An 18,337-nucleotide genomic window follows, 5' to 3' on the forward strand; every position below is an offset into this window, starting at 1 on the left:
CTGTTCTATAAAGGACCTGGCTTTTTGCGTCCATTAACGCTGAGAGCCCTAATTTGCCATAGACCATTTCAATTATGCCGTGTTATGATACAATTTGGAAAGCAAACGAACGACAGGGAGCGTATTAGATGTTCAAGAAAAGTCTTACAGCCGGGGCGGCATTGCTTTCGATACTCCTACTGATGGCAGCCTGCAGCAGCGGTTCAGAAGATAAACAGACAGCGAGTTCTGCCCCGGAAGATGAAGCCAATAATCGCGACAAAACAACTGAAACGGTTAATGAACAGATTCAATTTCCCCAGGAGCACCTGCAGAAAACTGATGCAAACGATTCTGTCACAAGGCTGCAGGAAGCCCTGAACCAGATCGGCTACGATATAAATACGAACGGAAATTATGATAAAGACACAACCTGGGCCATCACAGACTATCAAATGCAACAGGATGAACTTTCTGTCACTGGTATCTATGATGAAAAGACACGAAATGCATTGCAAGATACATTCGAAAACGAGGAAACAGTTGAACCAGGCACAGGCCTTGAGAAAAAAGGCAGTGACTCCGGAGCCATCAGCAATCCACACGAGATTCTGGCGCTCGTCAACAAAGAAAATGCCTTGCCGGAAGGGTTTGAACCTTTAAACCTGGTTGTTCCGGAAGTTCGTTTTCCGTTTGAAGATTTCCTGCCTAAAAAACAAATGCGCGGAGTGGCAGCAACAGCTATGGAGGATATGTTTCAAGCAGCGGATGACGCAGGGCTTGGATTGTTTGCCCAGTCAGGGTACCGCTCTTTTGACCGACAGGATGCTATTTTTGCTGCCAATGTTCAGGAACACGGTGAAGAAGCAGCCAATAACTTCAGTGCAAGACCCGGAGAAAGTGAACATCAGAGTGGTTTAACAATGGATGTGACCAGTGAAGATGTTAATTTTCAGCTAACCACGGATTTCGGTGAAACCGATGAAGGCAAATGGCTGAAGCAGAACGCTGCTGACTATGGCTTTATCATTCGCTATCCAAAAGGCAAAGAAGCCATAACGCAATATCAGTATGAGCCATGGCATCTACGGTATGTCGGTGAAGAAGCAGCAACTGACATTATGGAACAAGACATTACACTGGAAGAATATTTAGGCGAAAACTAAGGCGCACAAACTGACTTGTGCGCCCTTTTAATGTCTTTGTTTCTGTAGTCCGTTTTACCCGGGTCATAAACTTCGTGACAGTCTTATCACTTAAAATGGCTTTAGGACCATCAGTGCGATAATAATCAAAAACATTATATTTTCAATCCGCTCATAGAAAAAGAGTTTCTTGGACAGATCGTAATATTCTTCAGGAATATCATCTCCCTGATGTTCTTTCAGCAGATGTTTTACCGGTCTGGAGAGTGGCGATAAAATTGCCGGACCGAAGCCGAGTGCGATCAGGTATAATACTAGACTCACAACATACCAGCCCCGGGTGAATAAAGATGGATTCAAAACGCCCATCCAGAGACCGGTTAAGATGAGCAATGTTCCGCCCACCATCACAAAAATATGCAGCCGGTTCCTGATAACATAAGCATGCCTTAATTCCGTCATTGTATCAGCTTTGGTAACAATATAAATCATGACAAATCCCGGCCCCAAGCCTAAAATGGCTGAAAACACATGTATAAAAACGAGAAAATCATAAAATGTCATTGGTTATCCCACCATTCATATCATGTACTTCTATCATACATGATTCAACGCAGGCAATAATTGTGAGATTCGACACTATAACAGCATACTTTTTGACAACATTGTGTCCGGACCCGCTATCCGGCATACCGTTTCAAAATCGTGTCCACCGAGCGCCCGTATGCTTCACCGAACATATTCAAATGAACAAGTAAATAATACAGCTGATACAGCGGTTTAATATCCTCATAATCCGGTGATAATGGGAAGTGTTCCTGATAAGCCCGGTAAAAGTCACTGGAATAACCGCCAAACACCTCAGTGAATGCCAATTCAAAATGACGGTCACCGTATAGGAATGACGGATCAATCACATATGGTTCGCCGCCGGGGCCACTCAGCCAGTTGCCGCCCCACAAATCACCGTGCAGATAAGATGGGTCTGCATCACCGGGAATCCACTTATCAAGATTATCGAGCAAAGTTTCCATGCGATCACGCCGCTTACCGGTCACTCTTCCCCTGTCGATACCCAGCTGTAATTGGAAAAGAAGACGCCGGTCCCGATAATAGTCCAGCCAGCTTGAAAACAGCCCGTTTGTCTGCGGAAGCGTTCCAATAAATGTATCGTCTTCAAAACCATGCTTCTCTCCAAATGTCTGATGCATGGCAGCAATACGTTCACCCAATTTCCAATCGGTATCCGCTGAAGCCGCCCCTTCAACCCATTCCATTACAAGGCAGGCATTGTTGCTTTCATCTGAATAAGTATACACTTCCGGTACGGCAATCGAGTTTGTTTCCCTGATCAGCGCCAGACCTTTTGCTTCAAGTTCAAAGAAGCGATCCGGTGCGTCCGGATGATATTTGATGAAATACTTCCGGTTATCGGTCTCCACAAAATAACTCTTGTTGATCGATCCGCCTGCTGCACGTTTAACCGACTTCACATTGGAATGATCACCGGCCTGATGCAAGGCTTTTTCGATTAATTCATTCACTGGAATACTCCTTTCATCACAAAACTAAAACATCAGCTGACTGATTAAGAACGTTCTTTCCACAACTGCATTGGGTTTTCCTGACCGTCTTTTAACGGCATATGGACCATCTCCATCTGCCGCTCCCGTTTCGGCTTTTGCAGTTCTTCATAAATATCTTTTGCCTTGCCGAGACCTGACTCAACGGCATCCTCAGACGAGTTACAGTAATAAATCGTATCTATGCCTGCAAAATACATCGCTGTCAGACACATCGGACATGGCTCACCGCTGGCATACATCGTGTACCCCTGCAATACTTGTGAATGCATCATCTTTTGTACTTTGCGCATTGCCTGAATTTCAGCGTGTGCTGTGACGTCAAAACTTTTATGCAGTTCATTGACACCTTCAGCAACCTGTTTGCCATTCTTCACAAGAACAGCACCAAATGGCTCCCCGCCATTGCGGACGTTCTCGGCTGCCAGTTCCACCGCCCGCTCCATAAATTGATCCATCACACATCCCTCCCCTTGTTATGGTTATTGTCCAAAGTATAACAAAACTGCTCAATAAATGATGCCTTAAAAGCTGTTTTCTAAACGGATGCCTGAGGACTTAGCCTTTGTAACCTGTTGCAGCGGAAAAAGCCCTCAGAATTAATTATCGTTGCTTCTTTTAACCCTATCAGCTACAATCATAGTTGAAAACAATTATCAATTATGAACGTATAGATTAAATGCACTGTGACCAGAGGAGGAACAGTTTATGGAAAAGACAAAACAGCCAACAGCCCTGCAACAGGTCATCCGCGACCGGCGTGCTGTGAAAAAGCATTATAATGATAAACATGTCTCAGAAGAAACCGTTAAAGAGCTTCTGGCAGATGCTGTCTGGGCACCCACTCATGGCGTTCGTCAGCCCTGGCGGTTCATTTTCATCGGACCGGAAGAGACTGAAAACTTTGCTGAAAAAGTAGCCGCCACCTATCCGGAACACAGACAGCAAGACCGCTTTGAATATCTCAGCGAACCAACCGCTTTTCTGATCGTTGTCATGGAGGAACCGGAAAGCCGCAAACAATGGGATGAAAATTTCGGTGCAACAGCCAGTATGATCCAAAACTTTTGGCTGCTTGCCTGGGAACAACAGCTGGGTATTGTCTGGAAAACCAATTCACACATTTATGATTCAAAGGTTAAAGCGCTTCTTGACGTTGGGGAAAATGAAAAAATCGTCGGCTTTCTCCATCTTGGCTATTTTGATGAAAAACCTGCCAAAAAAGACCGTATATCAGCTGCAGAGAAGTTCACAAGGTTTGAAGGCTAGCAAATTTAAAATAGGCTGTTCCATTAAGGAGCAGCCTATTTGTGCTGATGTATATGCGCTTCTGTTGATATTTGCGTTCTTCTGCTGATACATCCACTCTTATATTGATATTCCTGCTCTTCTGTTGTTATCTCCGCGCTTCTGCTGATTCATTCCCTTTTTGCTGTTAATCAGCACCTATTCCTCATCCCAGACAGCGCTCTTTAAAAAGCTGTTCTTCTGATGACGATCGATTGCCAGCTCAATCAGCTGATCAATCAGCTCCGGATAAGTGATGCCGCTGAGCTCCCACAGCTTCGGATACATACTGATGCGGGTAAAGCCCGGCAGCGTATTGACTTCATTCACGTAAACCTCGCCATCCTCTGTAAGGAAAAAATCGACACGGGCAAGCCCTTCACATTCAAGAATTCTGAATGCCTCGACTGCCGTTTTTTGCAGCTTCTCAGTTTCTTCACCCGTCAGTTCAGCCGGCATCTCCAGGATTGCACCGGTTTCATCAATATATTTGGATTCATACGAGTAAAATTCAGTCTGAGGCAAAATTTCACCCGGCACCGACGATTTTGGATCCTCATTGCCCAGAACTGCACACTCGATTTCCCGGCCTTTAAGTGTTTCTTCAATCACAATCTTTTGATCATACTGGAATGCCTGGTCAATCGCTTCAGCAAATTCTTCTTCCGTTGAAACCTTGCTCACACCGACAGAAGACCCCTGATTGGCCGGCTTGATGAACATCGGTACGCCTACTTGCGCTTTTACCGAGGCAAAATCAATCTCACGACGTCTGGCACGTGAAAATGCCACGCCGTTTGCGACATGAATGCCTGCTGTCTTCAGCAATCGTTTGGCAATATCTTTATCCATGCAAATGGCCGAACCCAATACACTGGTTCCAACAAACGGCAGATTCGCTATCCGCATCATTCCCTGCAGACTGCCGTCCTCACCCAGCGTGCCGTGGACGATCGGAAATACCGCATCGAGCTGGTCCAGCATTCCTGCGTCGGCCGCCTTAATGAGCTGGTGGTTTGTTTCACCCGGCACGATAGCGACCGCCTCATTCGATTTATTCAATTGAATCAATTTCGGATTTTCTTCGTTAATCAGATAGGAAGATTCATCATTGATATGCCACTTCCCCTGTTTATCGATCCCGAGTAAAACAACATCATATTTATCTTTATCAATTGCATCGACGATATTTTTGGCTGATTGCAATGACACTTCATGCTCAGCCGACTTCCCGCCAAAAACAATCCCTACTTTTTTCTTCGGCATGTTCCAGAACTCCCTTTTAAATTGTATATATCTAAAATAGCACATGACAGCATGTTTGAAACAGTATTTTTAAAATTTTATCAATAACCACTTGACATATTAAGAAAACACCACTATGATGAATAACAATAATAAATTTCGAATCAGGCAATGATGAAGAGTAGTAATTTGTCTTCTTCACTCAAGAGAGCCAGTGGCAGGTGCAAACTGGCGTGTCAGACAAATGAATGGACTTCTGAGCTTCCAGACCGAACCAATTTTGCAGTAGGCTTTGGCGACCGGGTCTCATCGTTACACGAGACACTATTGAGCATGCCTGCTTAATATGGCCAAAGTGAGCTGTTTTTCAGCTAATAAAGGTGGTACCACGGTTCCTCGTCCTTTTCGGATGGGGAACCTTTTTGTATTTTAGCACAAATTGTCACGCTTTTCGTCTTCCAAGGATAGTAAAGCGGTTTTTCAAATTTATGTTGAAACGTGCGGATCTCCCGCTCATGTTGGTGTTTTGCACCTTCGTAAACTCGGTGCAAAACCAGCTTCACTTTAAAACTGCATACATTAAATCGCCTGAGTAAGAGGAGTAAGCTTTTTTGAAGCACTAAAGAGAGCCGGTGGCGGTGAGATACCGGTACGTGGATCATTGCTGAATGGACTTACAAGAGGTTTCCTGAATAACAGTACGGAAACCCGGTGCTCCGCCGTTATACGGATAGGATATGGGATTTGAAATTTTCCCGTATTCGAATAAGGATGGAGATGTCTAATCGTCTCCAATAGAGGTGGCACCGCGGTCACAATCGTCCTCTGCATTCACATTTCATGTGTGTTTGCAGAGGATTTTTTATTTTGACGAAAGGAGTATTGACGATGCAAACAAAAACACTTCCCTATAAGTACATCAAGTTGAACGCCGATACGCTAACGCCGATTGGGATCTTCGAGAACCTTTATGGCAGGAAAAAGTTTTTACTTGAAAGCTCAATCCAGCATGAGGAAAAAGGCAAGTATTCCTTTATCGGAGCTGATCCTTTTCAGGAATTCAAAGGCAGTGATGAGGAGACAAACATTATAAATCATGAACAAGGGACAGATAAAGACCGGAATGAACCTGTGTTAACCGCTTTCCAAAATGAAATTCCAAAAATGGACATTGAACCTCCTTTCCCATTTTTTGGAGGGGCGGTCGGCTACATTGGCTATGATGCTATTCGCAGCTATGCAAACATTGGCGAAGCACTTCCTGATGAGATTGACATGCCCGATGTTCATCTGATGCTCTATCAAAACATTATTATTTATGACCATAGTGATGAATCGGTGTTTCTGGTCGCCACAAACCTTAACAATCAGCCGGAACACGTTCTTGATCAGCGTCTGGCCTCTTTAAAAAAAGCATTGATTCCATTTCCGACCACTGACGTCACAATTGATCAGGATGTTTTCTTTCACCCTGAAATGGATAGAGAACGCTTTATGGAAAACGTGGAATTGGCTAAGGAAAATATCAAAAACGGCGATATTTATCAGGTCGTATTATCCCAGCGAATGAAAGCCGAGATGCATGGAGATCCATTTATTTTTTACCGGAAGTTACGGAAAGCCAATCCATCACCATACATGTTTTATATCGATTTTGATGACTATGTCGTCCTCGGGGCATCCCCGGAAAGTTTAATTGAAACAAGCAGCCGGAACATCATGACAAATCCAATAGCAGGAACACGTCCCCGCGGCAATACAAAAGATGAGGATGAAGCCCTGAGGAGCGAATTGATAACGGATAAAAAGGAAATCTCGGAACATGAAATGCTTGTTGATTTGAGCCGGGATGACTTTGCCAGGGTCTGTGAACCCGATAGCATCACTGTGCCAGCTTATATGAAAGTGGAAAGCTATCAGCATGTGATGCACATAGTATCGGAAGTCCACGGTAAATTGGCTGAAGGTTATACCAGTATCGATGCTCTGATTGCCTGTCTGCCTGCCGGGACGGTATCAGGATCACCAAGAACCCGCGCAATGCAACTGATTAATGAACTGGAAGATGTCAAGCGCGGGGTTTACAGTGGCGGCGTTGGATACATTAGCTTCAATTACAATCTGAACATAGCACTTGCGATTCGCTCACTGATCGTTAAAGACCGCCAGGCATACCTACAGGCCGGCGCAGGCATTGTCAATGATTCAAACCCGGAAGCCGAGTACAACGAAACAATGCACAAGGCAAAAGCTTTAATGGCTGTTAAAGATTATGAAGTGTCACATGAGGCGTAATTTTCACTTAATAATTTGGAGGGATTTTATCATGAAGCATTATCTTGAAAAACTGCTCAAACAAGAAAACTTGACTTTGGAGGAAATGAAGGATGCTGCCACAACGTCATTTTCAGAGCACATCAGTGAAAGTGAACTTGCTGCATTTTTGACTGGATTACGGGCCAAAGGTGAAACACCTGAAGAAATCGCCGGGCTAGCTGAAGTGATCAGAACACAATCAAGCCAGACCACAAACGAATTAGCAAATGTGATGGATAACTGTGGTACCGGCGGAGACGGCTCACACAGTTTCAACATCAGCACAACAGCGGCGTTTGTGCTTGCCGGTGCCGGTGTTAAAGTTGCTAAGCACGGCAATCGCAGTGTTTCCAGTAAGACAGGAAGCGCTGATGTATTGGAGCATTTGGGCATATCCTTATCTTTTTCAAAGGAACATGTGGAAGAAATGATTCAGGAAAATAATATCGCCTTTCTTTATGCACCGCATGTCCTTCCCGGTATGAAGCGGTTTATGACCGTCCGGAAAAATTTGGGCATCCCAACAATCTTTAATCTGATCGGTCCGTTGACAAATCCGGTCAATCTGGACACACAGCTATTGGGATCTTACCGGCGCGATATGCTGCCTGTGCTTGCCGAAACTCTCCACCAGCTCGGCCGTAAGCGTGCACTTGTCATCAACGGTGCAGGCTATATGGATGAAGCATCACTTGCCGGTGAAAACCATATTTCATTGATGGAAGAAGGAAAAGTCACGTCATTTACGCTTCACCCATCCGAAGTTAATTTACCGGTATATGACAATAACGACATCCGGGGCGGTGACGCAAAAGATAACGCTGCTATTCTGCTGGACGTCTTAAACGGCAAGAAAGGCCCTTACTATGACACCGTTCTGCTCAATGCCGGCCTTGGCTTGTTTGCGGGTGGCGCAGCAACATCAATTAAAGATGGCATCAAGCAGGCCGAAGAAAGTATTCAAAGCGGCTCGGCCAAGGAAAAACTGCAGCGTTTGGCTGATTACAGCAGTAAAATCACAAGTGAGGCGATATAACATGACCATTTTAGATAAAATTGTCCAGCAAAAGAAAAAAGAAGTTGAACAACTGAAAAAAAAGCCAATCCCTGAAGTCCAGCCGGCAACCGGCCAGGTACCATCCATTGCCCGGACGTTTCATAATACAGAACATATGAACATTATAGCCGAAATCAAACGGGCTTCCCCTTCCAAAGGGTCAATTGACCTCGATGTTGATCCGGTAAAGCAGGCAACATTATATGCCTCAAATGGTGTCGGGGCCATATCGGTTCTAACCGATGAAACATTTTTTAAAGGCTCGATGGATGATCTTCGTGCCGTAAGTAAAATGGTAGATGTCCCGCTGCTCTGTAAAGACTTTTTCATAGATGAGATACAAATTGATCATGCCAAAGCAGCAGGGGCATCAATCATTCTATTAATCGTGGCAGCTGTCTCGTCATCAAAATTGCGTGAACTGTACACATATGCAAAAGACCAGGGGCTCGATGTCCTTTGTGAAGTTCATGACGATGATGAAATGATAACAGCCATGGACTTAGATGCTGACATTATCGGTATCAACAACCGTAACCTGAAAACATTTGAAGTCGATTTGAGCACAACGGGATTGCTGGCATCAATGGTTACAAATCCTGAAACTATCCTGATCAGCGAAAGCGGGATTAAAACGCGTGAGGATGTTGCTCAAGCTGCCGGTAATGGAGCAAGCGCCGTCCTTGTCGGTGAAACCTTGATGCGTGCTGATGACTTGCCGAAAACGATCAGCGAGCTGCAAGTCCCCACTGAAGGAAGGAGTTCGGTCTGATGTACGTTAAAATCTGCGGCATGACAACGACGGAAGCAGCACAGGAGGCTGTCAGGTCCGGTGCGGATTTCATCGGATTCGTATTTGCACCGAGCAAACGGCAATTGACACCTGAAAAAGCGGCAGCCATCAGTAATGAACTCCCGTCATCAGCCAAGAAAGTCGGTATTTTTGTCAATGAAACGAAGGATACGATTATACAAACTGTTGAAACAGCTGGACTTGATGTCATTCAGCTCCATGGCGATGAATCGGCGGCATTTGCTGAGTCGCTTCCACATCCTGTCATCAAAGCGTTCCGGATGGGAAAACATGACGCAGCCGAAATACAGGCTTATCCGTGTGATTATTACCTGATCGACAGCCCCAGAGGTCCCAACCGAGGCGGGAATGGAACGACATTTGACTGGACCCGGTTGACCAATAGTGGTCTGGATCCTGAAAAAATGATTCTCGCCGGAGGACTGAATCCTGAAAATGTACAATCAGCGATTTTGACTGCCAAACCGGCGGGGGTGGACGTATCAAGCGGTGTTGAAACAGACGGCGCAAAGGACCTTAACAAAATCAGCCAATTTATCAATAACGGCAAAATGAAAGGATGATCACGATGACAGCCTATCAATTCCCGGATGCGGCAGGACGGTACGGGCAATTCGGCGGACGTTTTGTCCCTGAACTATTGATGCCGGCACTGCTTGAACTGGAGGAATCGTACAAATCGGCAATGAATGATCCGGCTTTTATCAATGAACTTAACTACTATTTAAATGACTATGTCGGGCGGGAGACACCGCTGTTTCACGCCGAAAACCTCTCCCGCAAACTCGGCGGGCCCTCCATTTACTTAAAACGCGAAGATTTGAATCACACAGGGGCACACAAAATCAATAATACCGTTGGCCAGGCGTTACTGACAAAACGAATGGGCAAAAAGAAAGTTGTAGCCGAGACAGGTGCTGGTCAGCACGGTGTAGCAACTGCAACTGTTTGTGCCCTGCTTGGACTTGAATGTGTTGTTTTTATGGGCCAAGAGGACATCCGCCGGCAAAAACTGAACGTTTTCCGGATGGAACTGCTCGGCGCAAAGGTTGAAAGTGTTTCCCAGGGAAGCGGCACATTGAAAGATGCGGTTAATGAGGCATTAAGGTACTGGGTCAGCCATGTGGAAGACACCCATTATATTATCGGTTCGGTTGTCGGCCCGCACCCATTTCCTAAAATGGTGCGCGATTTCCAGTCTGTCATTGGCAGGGAAACAAAGAGACAGCACCGGAATGCCACTGGACGACTGCCGGATGCGGTTATTGCCTGTGTCGGCGGCGGCAGCAATGCGATGGGCATGTTTCATCCATTTGTTGAGGATGAATCGGTTGATATGTACGGTGTGGAAGCTGGCGGCAGTGGTATCGAATCAAACAAACATGCTGCAACACTTTCAGCCGGAAGTGTCGGTCTATTGCATGGCACGATGACACATCTCTTGCAGGACTCACATGGGCAGATTGAAGAAGCCCACTCAATTTCTGCGGGGCTCGATTACCCCGGGGTGGGGCCTGAACACAGCCACCTTCATGACAGCGGACGGGTAACCTACACGTCAGTCACAGACGAAGAAGCCATCGATGCCTTTAAGCTTCTATCCCAAACAGAAGGGATTATCCCGGCTTTGGAAAGTGCGCATGCTGTCGCATTTTCAGTGAAGCTGGCAAAGGAAATGGATGAATCGGAATCGCTGGTCATTTGTTTATCCGGTCGTGGCGATAAGGATGTGGAGTCGGTGAAAGATGTATTGGGAGGGAACGCTGATGAGTAATCAATTTTTAGATGAAACATTGAAAAACAAACGTTCAGCAGGTCAGAACATTGTTGTCCCATACATTATGGCCGGGGACGGCGGGCTTGATATCCTTGAAGAGCGATTGATATTTCTTGAAGAAAGCGGTGCGGCAGCTGTGGAACTTGGCATCCCATTTTCCGATCCGACCGCAGACGGCCCGACTATCCAAGATGCAGGACAGCGGTCTTTGAAAAACGGCACAACACTCAAGGGCGTTCTGGAGGCATTGGAAACGTTTAAAGAAAAACGGTCGATTCCGGTTATTTTGATGACCTATATCAATCCGGTGTTCGCATACGGTCCGGATAAATTTGCCGCAGACTGTGTGACTGCCGGCGTAAATGGTGTCATCATACCCGATTTGCCATTGGAAGAGGAGAGTCTGATAGCTGATTCTCTCAAACAACATTCCATCTCCAATATTCGGCTGGCTGCCATGACGAGTCCTGATGAACGGCTAACTGAAATTGCCCGGCGTACAGAAGGTTTCCTCTATGCCGTCTCAGTCAAAGGAACAACCGGTGCGCGCACGTCACACGGCAGCAATGTCCAAGCTTATTTGCAAAATTTGCAAGGGATGACAGACACCCCCGTGCTCGCGGGCTTCGGTGTGTCAACGCCTGAACAGGCACAAGACTTGTCCGCAAGCTGCGGGGGTGTCATTATCGGAAGCAGGATTGTCGATTGGTTTCATAAAGGGCAAACGAACGAGATTAAACAACTGATTCAAAATAGCGTTAAGACAAACCCGGCTGACACCACATCTTCTCAAAGGTCAGAGACCGGGAGTCAGTCTTGAAGAAACCGGCGAATTAGCTGATTTCATTGATGATATACGTCTCATCTTATAAGAAAACCGCTGTCGCCCACGGGTACCTTTAGGCAGGTGGCAGCGGTCTTATTTATTTCCCCTGCTTTTTCCGAGCTTTTTCGTATTCTTTCTCTGTGATCTCACCTTTTTCATAACGTTCTTTCATGATTTCCAGTGACGTACGTCTTCTTGTGCCTTTTCCCGCATTGAACCGGTAAAGAATGATTGCTATCATCACTACAATAACGATGCCCAAACCTAACCTGATATAACCCTCGGCAGTCATGAGATCACCTCCGTAATTACTGTTCCCTGTACTTGCAAATTTAAGCATAGAAGAATTTCCAGTCAAATTCATTGCACAATAAAACAATTTATATTACCATTTTTAATGGACTTAAAAGTTGCATGTAACATGCTGGTGTGGCACAGTTGGCAGCGCGGCTCACTCGTAATGAGCAGGTCGGAGGTTCAAGTCCTCTCACCAGCACCATTTTTATTTGGAGGAGTACCCAAGTCCGGCTGAAGGGGACGCACTCGAAATGCGTTAGGGGTTAACGCCCGCGTGGGTTCGAATCCCACCTCCTCCGTTTAATAACATTTAATGCAAAACTGTCGCTTGACTGGCGGCAGTTTAATCTTTATTACAAAGGAAATTCTTAAAATAACTTAATTTGTAATACCCTGTCTGGCATAGCGGCGCAGTTCACCCTAACTGCGCCTTTTTTTATCGTCTTACTCTCCCTGCCCTTTCCGCTGAATGACGATGGATTTCTGTCTCTTATATACCTATCATAGGATAATAGTCTATCGACGATTCATGATCCCTAAAAACATAGACAGCAATACAATCAAAAGTTGTCATTAGCCATAAAATACACTAAAGCTTAAAGAAAGCAGGTGAAATTACGATGGACGACAAGTCATCCAATCACAACGCTATCCCCGAAAAAGTTGCAAAAGTCATGGTTGATGAAATATTTCGGAAAAACAATGTAAACCCTGAAGAAATCAAAAATAATATGACGAATGACCAGAAAAAAATGCTGAAAGAAATGGTTGAAGATCTAAAAGAACAGGTGGATCAATTTAACAAAGGAGAAAAAGATACGACGAAAACAGATGAATAGGAGTCTATTAAAGAAAACACCCATTTGATAGGTGTTTTCTTTAATTTTGGCAAAAAACGATAATTTAGTGAATGTGTACAATCTGATTAGTAGGAATATCCATAGAGTAATATTAACTCAAGAAAGGAGTGTTAATAAATGTCACCAAAGAGACACAGTACCATGAACCCCTTTGGCAACAAAAGCAAATACTTTTACCTTAGGGATAAACGAAAACGCCGTCATCAACACTGCTGTCAGGATTGCGGATCCAACGATTGTTCATTTGAATCCAACCAATGTGACAGATGCAGAGACGAATATAAGCAGCGTGACCAAAGAGAAGAACACAAACATGGCCATCACCACCGCTGTCAGAGTTGTGGATCCAATGACTGTTCCTCTGAATCCAACCAATGTGACAGATGCAGGGATAAACAGACGCATCATAACCACCATAACCAGCATGACCGCTTTGAAATGGTCGAGGTCGATTCGGGCGCACTTGCTTCACAGGATGCAAGTCAATATTCCTTTATGGATCAGGAATCAGCAGAATTGATTTGGGTAAAGGAATCCTGTGATATTAAGGTTGATTCAAGAGACACCCAGATCGGGCTTTCACTTCAGGCTAGTTTACAGCTGGCTATATCCCTGGTAGTGAATATTGCCATTGCGGATTCAGCAAGAAGTGAAGCCATATCACAAGACCTTATGCAGTCTTTTGACTCCGACCAAATCAATAAACAAAAAATCTTCATCTATAACACTAAAGACGCTAATGTAACTACGAGAGACACAGATCTGGCCATCAATATCCAAGTTCTGCTGCAATTGTTGCTAATGCTGGTTGTAATGATTGACGTTTTATAAAAATAATGAAAGGAGTGGAAAATTATGAGCCATATGACAAAAACGAAATGGCGTGCACTTGACCATTGTGATGGAACAAGTGACCAAAATGATGCAGACGTGATGCAAGATGCGAACCAGGCTGTGTCCAATCAGCAAATTTCAGATGAATGGATTATCATTAAGGACTCCGAGAATATTGATGTCACAACTACCGACAGACAGGCCGCTGTCTCCTTACAGCTTGCTATTGAAGCAGCGATTGGAGCCGTTATCAATATTTCTGTTGGGAACGGACCACAATCAGATAACGTAACACAAGGCATTAGACAAATGGTCAATACAAGACAAGGGAACCACCAAAAAACAATTGTTGAACAATCAAGGGATATTGAAATTACCACAAGGGACACAGATGTAGCTGTGAATATCCAATTGTTATTCCAGATTCTCGCTGCAATTGTTGCCAGCCTGGATATTCTGTAATGGTCTTAAAAGAATTTCTGGGGATGGGGAGTAAACCAAAGAAGCGGAGATATTTCATTTCCTCCTCCCCGGAGGTCTGTATTTCAAGTCCTACTTTGGTTTTTTATCAAAATAGGACAAGAGCATAAAATATCGATAACGAAAGGAATGAATGAAATGGTTAACCTGACAAACCGTCAACGAGGTCTGTTGCGTCTGGCCAATCAATTATCGCAAAACTTAGTTAATGATAATACGGATAACGGTTTGAGCCACAACTTTTCAGTTGATTTACCGGGCGTTGACTTCGATGCCGGACTCAATCTGGATCTTGGCACAAATGATGAAACAGATACCCCCGCTGACCCATCACCTTCGACACCTGAAACGCTAAGGGATGTGTTGCTGGAATTACAGAATGAACAAGTGGAGGTAACAACCCATTTGGCCCGGTAACCGGTACAGTCATTTCAGTTCAAAATGACTATGTTGTATTAGTTGAAGCCGATGGATCACAAGTGCTTATTCCATTCGCAAACATTGAATTGGTCAGTGAATTATAAAGGAGGAATTCAAATGTTTCAGGATACGTTTGCAGCTGAATTAGCCACACGTATTGGTTCAAGAGTCGAAGTAGCTACCGACAACAACTTGATAGAAGGCATCCTCTCCACCGTAACCGCAGATTTAGTTCTTGTTGTTGAGGTTAATGGTGGTTATGGGGAAAATACCACACTATACCTGTCAATAGATGCTATCAACTTCGTCCGCTTTCCTGCTGCAGCCGCTTAAACCATTGTTTACCGATACCCCGGCTTATTTACAGCCGGGGTATTTCCTTTGTAATAAAACATCCCCGCTTGGAAATCCAAGGGGGATGTTTTGCTGTTTCATTTTGTTTTAGCAATAAAATAATTTTACCCGGCATACAAATTGCTAATGAGGTGTATCGATCGAATCCGTTATCTGATTAGCAATCATAAGTGCCCGCTTGCCATCTTCTCCGGAAACAGACGGCTCTGTGCCGGCCTTAATACAATTGATAAAATCCGTTAACTGGAGGAATAACGGCTGCACCGAATCCCCGACCTGTACCTTTTGCGAGAGCGAAATCGGATGATTGCCAGTTTCCTCGCTAAACGTTCGTGTTACATTGATTTCATGGTTGAGTATATCTGCTTCAATAAATGCGCTCTCTGTCTGGATTTGTATGGTACGGACTTTTCTTCCTGACATGAAACTTGCAGTAAATTGTGCAGTAACTCCTTGTGACGTTCTGATGACGGCAGCTGCATGTTTTGGTATATTTTTAATGACTTTCCCAAAAGCATTGACTTCCAGAGCATTACCCTGACACAATTCATTTAAAATATAGATATCATGAATCATTAAATCTTTCACAACGTCTACATGACTAAGCTTTGCATTTGCCGGACTTATTCTGTGAAAAGCTGCGCCGACTATAGATTCACCTTTGAGCAAATCCAGCAGTACCTGAATGAACGGATTGTATAGCTCGATATGTCCTGTCTGAAGTTTAACACCTGTTTCAAATGCTTTTTTGATTAAATGATCGGCATCTGCAACGGTAGCAGTCAGCGGTTTTTCCATCAGCATATGAACGTTGTGCCTGACACATTCCAAACCAATCTCATAATGAAATTCAGTCGGTACTGCAATGCTCACAGCATCGACTGATTTGAGAAGGCCATCGACGGATTGAAACGGTTTAACATTATACTTTTGTGCAACCTGACGCCTTTTCTGTACATCATCATCATAGATACCTATAAGCTGGCAATCATCATCCATCGATAAATACGTACGTACATGATTTTCTCCCATATTGCCAGTTCCAATCACACCGACTTTCATAGACAATCTCCTCTTTTTTTAAAATACTAATTTATCCCGCCTTAACGGGTGGAAAAAGCACCCCACTGAATGAAGTTTTACTTTTCCACTCATCTAATGGACAGTAGACCGCCCAAGTACAGCGGCCAACTGTTCCTAAATGCCTGATTTGTTCAACTAACAATCAGTGAAGAAAACCATTTCACTGAATGAAGTTTTACTTTATCTTATGCGTCAGCTATAAAACGAGCTAGACTATCATACCAATCAGGAGAAAATTGGCCTCTGCCTGCAGAAATGCTTAGACGAGGAGGTGAAAGCTTGATTCATATTCTACTTATTGCCGAAGATACTTCAGAACATTTGAATAAAAACTTCTATTATTTGGAACAAGAACTGGCGAAACAGGTTTATTTATCGTTGTGGCGAAAACCAGGTCATATCAGCTATATTTTAAAAAAGCTTTCAGGAACCCCTGATTTTATCCTGCTGTTAAACGATCTGGACCAAAAAATGTACCCCATGATTAAAGGCCTTGCCCACATTGATATTCCAACAGGCTTATTTATCAATGATGTTCACCGCTTGACGAAGTTACGGAAAAACTTCATTGAAAAAAATGACATTGATCGTCTATTTACCGTTGTACGGGAAAAATTTTTAACAACATATCCGGAGTTTGCAATGAAAATGGAATGGCTTCCAAACTTTGTCAACACAACTCTCTATAAAGACTATGGCCTGGCTAAAGATATTAATCTATTAATGATGGGCGCCGTTAATGATATTTATCCACTAAGGCGAACGATTCTTAATGCCTATCAGGGTGATGCCAATTTTATCTATCACAGTCACCCGGGGTATCGGTATTTTTCCAAAGAAGAAGAAAGCCAACATTTTATCGGCCAAACGTATGCAAAAGAGCTCAACCGATCCAAGATTTTCTTCACTAGCCCATCGACATTGAATTACCCGGTTATCAAATATTTTGAGGTGCTTGCCTGCCGATCTCTTCTTCTGGCACCTGCATTTAAGGAACTGGAGGATTTAGGTTTTATCCCCAATTTTCACTTTATTCCGATAAACGAACACAACTTCAAAGAAAAGGCTGCATATTATTTAGCACAAGAAACAGAAAGACAACAAATTGCCGATCAAGGTTATCGTTTCGTTCATGAACGTCACACTGTTCAACAACGGACAGAGCAGCTTATCAAACGCATCGAAAAAATACTTGAACAGTAAAATGGAGGGATTCACTTGTCTTCCGTACCTGAAAGTACACAGCTCGGAAAACATGTTGTTATAGAAGATAATGTAGTAATAGGAAAGAATGTCACGATTGGCCATAACACAACAATCCTGCAAGGGACCCAAATAGGTGATGATGTCACCATTGGCAATAACTGTGTCCTTGGGATTAAAACGTCCGGAAACCAGCTGATGCGGAAAAAAGCTGACAAAGATGGCCGTCTGAATATCCAGTCCGGGTCAAGAATAGGGCATATAGCATCCATCTATACCGGAACCAACATTGGTAAAAATGTGTTCATCGGTGATCATGCGAGCATCAGAGAAAATGTGTCGGTTGGTGATAAATCTGTGGTCGGCAGAGCTGCAATCGTTGAATTGAACAGTTTAATTGGAGACTCCTGCACCATTCAGACACTGGCATATGTAACAGGAGATACGACATTGGAAGACAATGTCTTTATCGGCCCGTGTGTATCCATGTCGAATGATAAATATATGGGCGCTAAAAATTTCACCCTGAACGGACCGTATATTAAAACAGGAGCAAAAATCGGCAATAATGCATCATTGCTTCCTGGAATTACAGTTGGCCGCGACAGTATAATCGGCGCCGGCGCTGCTGTTACGAAGGATATAGAAGATAATATAACAGCTGCAGGGGTTCCTGCTAAAAGGCTTAATCACAATGGTGACTAATAGCGTTGGACACCATTACTTCGCCGTAATACCCGACTCACTTTCTCAACAAGCAAACAAACCAGCAGGAAA

General features: G+C 44.1%; 21 protein-coding genes, 2 tRNA genes and 2 other annotated features. Of the genes, 17 read left to right on the forward strand and 6 right to left on the reverse strand.

What is annotated here, in order from left to right; translation table 11 throughout:
- Window positions 1–128 precede the first annotated feature (128 nt).
- The gene (locus AOX59_RS11875; protein WP_068445808.1) at window positions 129–1,145 is read left to right on the forward strand and encodes a D-alanyl-D-alanine carboxypeptidase family protein; all 1,017 of its coding nucleotides are present in this window, start codon (window positions 129–131) and stop codon (window positions 1,143–1,145) included.
- A 90-nt stretch (window positions 1,146–1,235) separates the two neighbouring features.
- On the opposite strand, the gene AOX59_RS11880 is transcribed toward AOX59_RS11875, so the two are convergent.
- The 3 genes from AOX59_RS11880 to AOX59_RS11890 all read right to left on the reverse strand — a co-directional run bounded on the left by AOX59_RS11880 (window position 1,236) and on the right by AOX59_RS11890 (window position 3,165).
- Complete coding sequence (locus tag AOX59_RS11880) at window positions 1,236–1,688, reverse strand: DUF2269 family protein (RefSeq protein WP_068445810.1); 453 nt, start codon at window positions 1,686–1,688, stop codon at window positions 1,236–1,238.
- A 116-nt stretch (window positions 1,689–1,804) separates the two neighbouring features.
- On the reverse strand, window positions 1,805–2,668 hold the full coding sequence (locus AOX59_RS11885) for a fructosamine kinase family protein (protein ID WP_068445811.1): 864 nt from the start codon (window positions 2,666–2,668) through the stop codon (window positions 1,805–1,807).
- 44 nt (window positions 2,669–2,712) lie between these two features.
- Complete coding sequence (locus AOX59_RS11890) at window positions 2,713–3,165, reverse strand: nucleoside deaminase (protein WP_068445813.1); 453 nt, start codon at window positions 3,163–3,165, stop codon at window positions 2,713–2,715.
- A 250-nt stretch (window positions 3,166–3,415) separates the two neighbouring features.
- On the opposite strand from AOX59_RS11890, the gene AOX59_RS11895 reads away from it, so the two are divergent.
- Window positions 3,416–3,976 carry a nitroreductase family protein gene (locus AOX59_RS11895; protein WP_068445815.1) on the forward strand — a complete coding sequence of 187 codons (561 nt, stop codon included), beginning with the start codon at window positions 3,416–3,418 and terminating at the stop codon, window positions 3,974–3,976.
- A gap of 177 nt (window positions 3,977–4,153) precedes the next feature.
- On the opposite strand, the gene ddlA is transcribed toward AOX59_RS11895, so the two are convergent.
- Entirely contained in the window at window positions 4,154–5,260 is a 1,107-nt protein-coding gene (gene ddlA / locus AOX59_RS11900) for a D-alanine--D-alanine ligase (RefSeq protein ID WP_068445816.1), read from the reverse strand.
- A 141-nt stretch (window positions 5,261–5,401) separates the two neighbouring features.
- Window positions 5,402–5,646: a binding site (T-box leader), on the forward strand.
- 171 nt (window positions 5,647–5,817) lie between these two features.
- Window positions 5,818–6,068 (forward strand) — a binding site (T-box leader).
- Between the two features lie 59 nt (window positions 6,069–6,127).
- Here ddlA and trpE point away from each other — a divergent pair.
- Genes trpE through trpA form a run of 6 tightly spaced genes read left to right on the forward strand, consistent with a single transcriptional unit; the run spans window position 6,128 to window position 12,023 of the window.
- Entirely contained in the window at window positions 6,128–7,534 is a 1,407-nt protein-coding gene (gene trpE / locus AOX59_RS11905; protein ID WP_068445819.1) for an anthranilate synthase component I, read from the forward strand.
- Window positions 7,535–7,565: 31 nt separating this feature from the next.
- Window positions 7,566–8,591 carry an anthranilate phosphoribosyltransferase gene (gene trpD / locus AOX59_RS11910; protein WP_068445821.1) on the forward strand — a complete coding sequence of 342 codons (1,026 nt, stop codon included), beginning with the start codon at window positions 7,566–7,568 and terminating at the stop codon, window positions 8,589–8,591.
- 1 nt (window position 8,592) lies between these two features.
- Entirely contained in the window at window positions 8,593–9,384 is a 792-nt protein-coding gene (gene trpC, locus AOX59_RS11915) for an indole-3-glycerol phosphate synthase TrpC (protein ID WP_068445822.1), read from the forward strand.
- Window positions 9,384–9,989 carry a phosphoribosylanthranilate isomerase gene (locus AOX59_RS11920; RefSeq protein WP_068445824.1) on the forward strand — a complete coding sequence of 202 codons (606 nt, stop codon included), beginning with the start codon at window positions 9,384–9,386 and terminating at the stop codon, window positions 9,987–9,989. Before trpC ends, AOX59_RS11920 begins: the two co-directional genes overlap by 1 nt.
- Window positions 9,990–9,994: 5 nt before the next feature.
- Window positions 9,995–11,200, forward strand: coding sequence for a tryptophan synthase subunit beta (gene trpB, locus AOX59_RS11925; protein WP_068445826.1), 1,206 nt, complete (start codon window positions 9,995–9,997; stop codon window positions 11,198–11,200).
- Window positions 11,193–12,023, forward strand: coding sequence for a tryptophan synthase subunit alpha (gene trpA / locus AOX59_RS11930; RefSeq protein ID WP_068445828.1), 831 nt, complete (start codon window positions 11,193–11,195; stop codon window positions 12,021–12,023). The genes trpB and trpA overlap by 8 nt, the downstream gene beginning before the upstream one ends.
- Before the next feature lie 103 nt (window positions 12,024–12,126).
- On the opposite strand, the gene AOX59_RS11935 is transcribed toward trpA, so the two are convergent.
- The gene (locus AOX59_RS11935; RefSeq protein ID WP_237049258.1) at window positions 12,127–12,369 is read right to left on the reverse strand and encodes an SHOCT domain-containing protein; all 243 of its coding nucleotides are present in this window, start codon (window positions 12,367–12,369) and stop codon (window positions 12,127–12,129) included.
- A gap of 83 nt (window positions 12,370–12,452) precedes the next feature.
- On the opposite strand from AOX59_RS11935, the gene AOX59_RS11940 reads away from it, so the two are divergent.
- From AOX59_RS11940 to AOX59_RS11975, 7 genes are all read left to right on the forward strand, one after another.
- Window positions 12,453–12,528: transfer RNA gene (locus AOX59_RS11940), tRNA-Thr, on the forward strand.
- A gap of 9 nt (window positions 12,529–12,537) precedes the next feature.
- A tRNA-Ser gene (locus AOX59_RS11945) sits at window positions 12,538–12,625 on the forward strand.
- 321 nt (window positions 12,626–12,946) lie between these two features.
- A complete protein-coding gene (locus AOX59_RS11950; RefSeq protein WP_068445833.1) occupies window positions 12,947–13,165 on the forward strand; it encodes a spore coat protein in 219 nt (72 codons plus the stop codon).
- Between the two features lie 138 nt (window positions 13,166–13,303).
- Entirely contained in the window at window positions 13,304–14,017 is a 714-nt protein-coding gene (locus tag AOX59_RS20315) for a spore coat protein (RefSeq protein ID WP_237049259.1), read from the forward strand.
- A gap of 24 nt (window positions 14,018–14,041) precedes the next feature.
- Window positions 14,042–14,482, forward strand: a complete 441-nt coding sequence (locus AOX59_RS11965; RefSeq protein WP_082684196.1) for a spore coat protein — start codon at window positions 14,042–14,044, stop codon at window positions 14,480–14,482.
- A gap of 147 nt (window positions 14,483–14,629) precedes the next feature.
- A complete protein-coding gene (locus tag AOX59_RS11970; protein WP_156418695.1) occupies window positions 14,630–14,917 on the forward strand; it encodes a hypothetical protein in 288 nt (95 codons plus the stop codon).
- A 120-nt stretch (window positions 14,918–15,037) separates the two neighbouring features.
- On the forward strand, window positions 15,038–15,253 hold the full coding sequence (locus tag AOX59_RS11975; protein ID WP_068445841.1) for a hypothetical protein: 216 nt from the start codon (window positions 15,038–15,040) through the stop codon (window positions 15,251–15,253).
- A gap of 144 nt (window positions 15,254–15,397) precedes the next feature.
- Here the strand turns inward: AOX59_RS11975 and AOX59_RS11980 are convergent, their stop codons facing one another.
- The gene (locus AOX59_RS11980; RefSeq protein WP_068445843.1) at window positions 15,398–16,336 is read right to left on the reverse strand and encodes a Gfo/Idh/MocA family protein; all 939 of its coding nucleotides are present in this window, start codon (window positions 16,334–16,336) and stop codon (window positions 15,398–15,400) included.
- 300 nt (window positions 16,337–16,636) lie between these two features.
- Between AOX59_RS11980 and AOX59_RS11985 the strand changes: the two genes are divergently transcribed.
- Window positions 16,637–17,560 carry a glycosyltransferase gene (locus tag AOX59_RS11985; RefSeq protein WP_068445845.1) on the forward strand — a complete coding sequence of 308 codons (924 nt, stop codon included), beginning with the start codon at window positions 16,637–16,639 and terminating at the stop codon, window positions 17,558–17,560.
- Between the two features lie 15 nt (window positions 17,561–17,575).
- On the forward strand, window positions 17,576–18,265 hold the full coding sequence (locus AOX59_RS11990; protein ID WP_237049260.1) for an N-acetyltransferase: 690 nt from the start codon (window positions 17,576–17,578) through the stop codon (window positions 18,263–18,265).
- Window positions 18,266–18,337 lie beyond the last annotated feature (72 nt).

It is taken from the genome of Lentibacillus amyloliquefaciens (assembly GCF_001307805.1).
In the GTDB taxonomy this organism is placed as follows: domain Bacteria; phylum Bacillota; class Bacilli; order Bacillales; family Amphibacillaceae; genus Lentibacillus; species Lentibacillus amyloliquefaciens.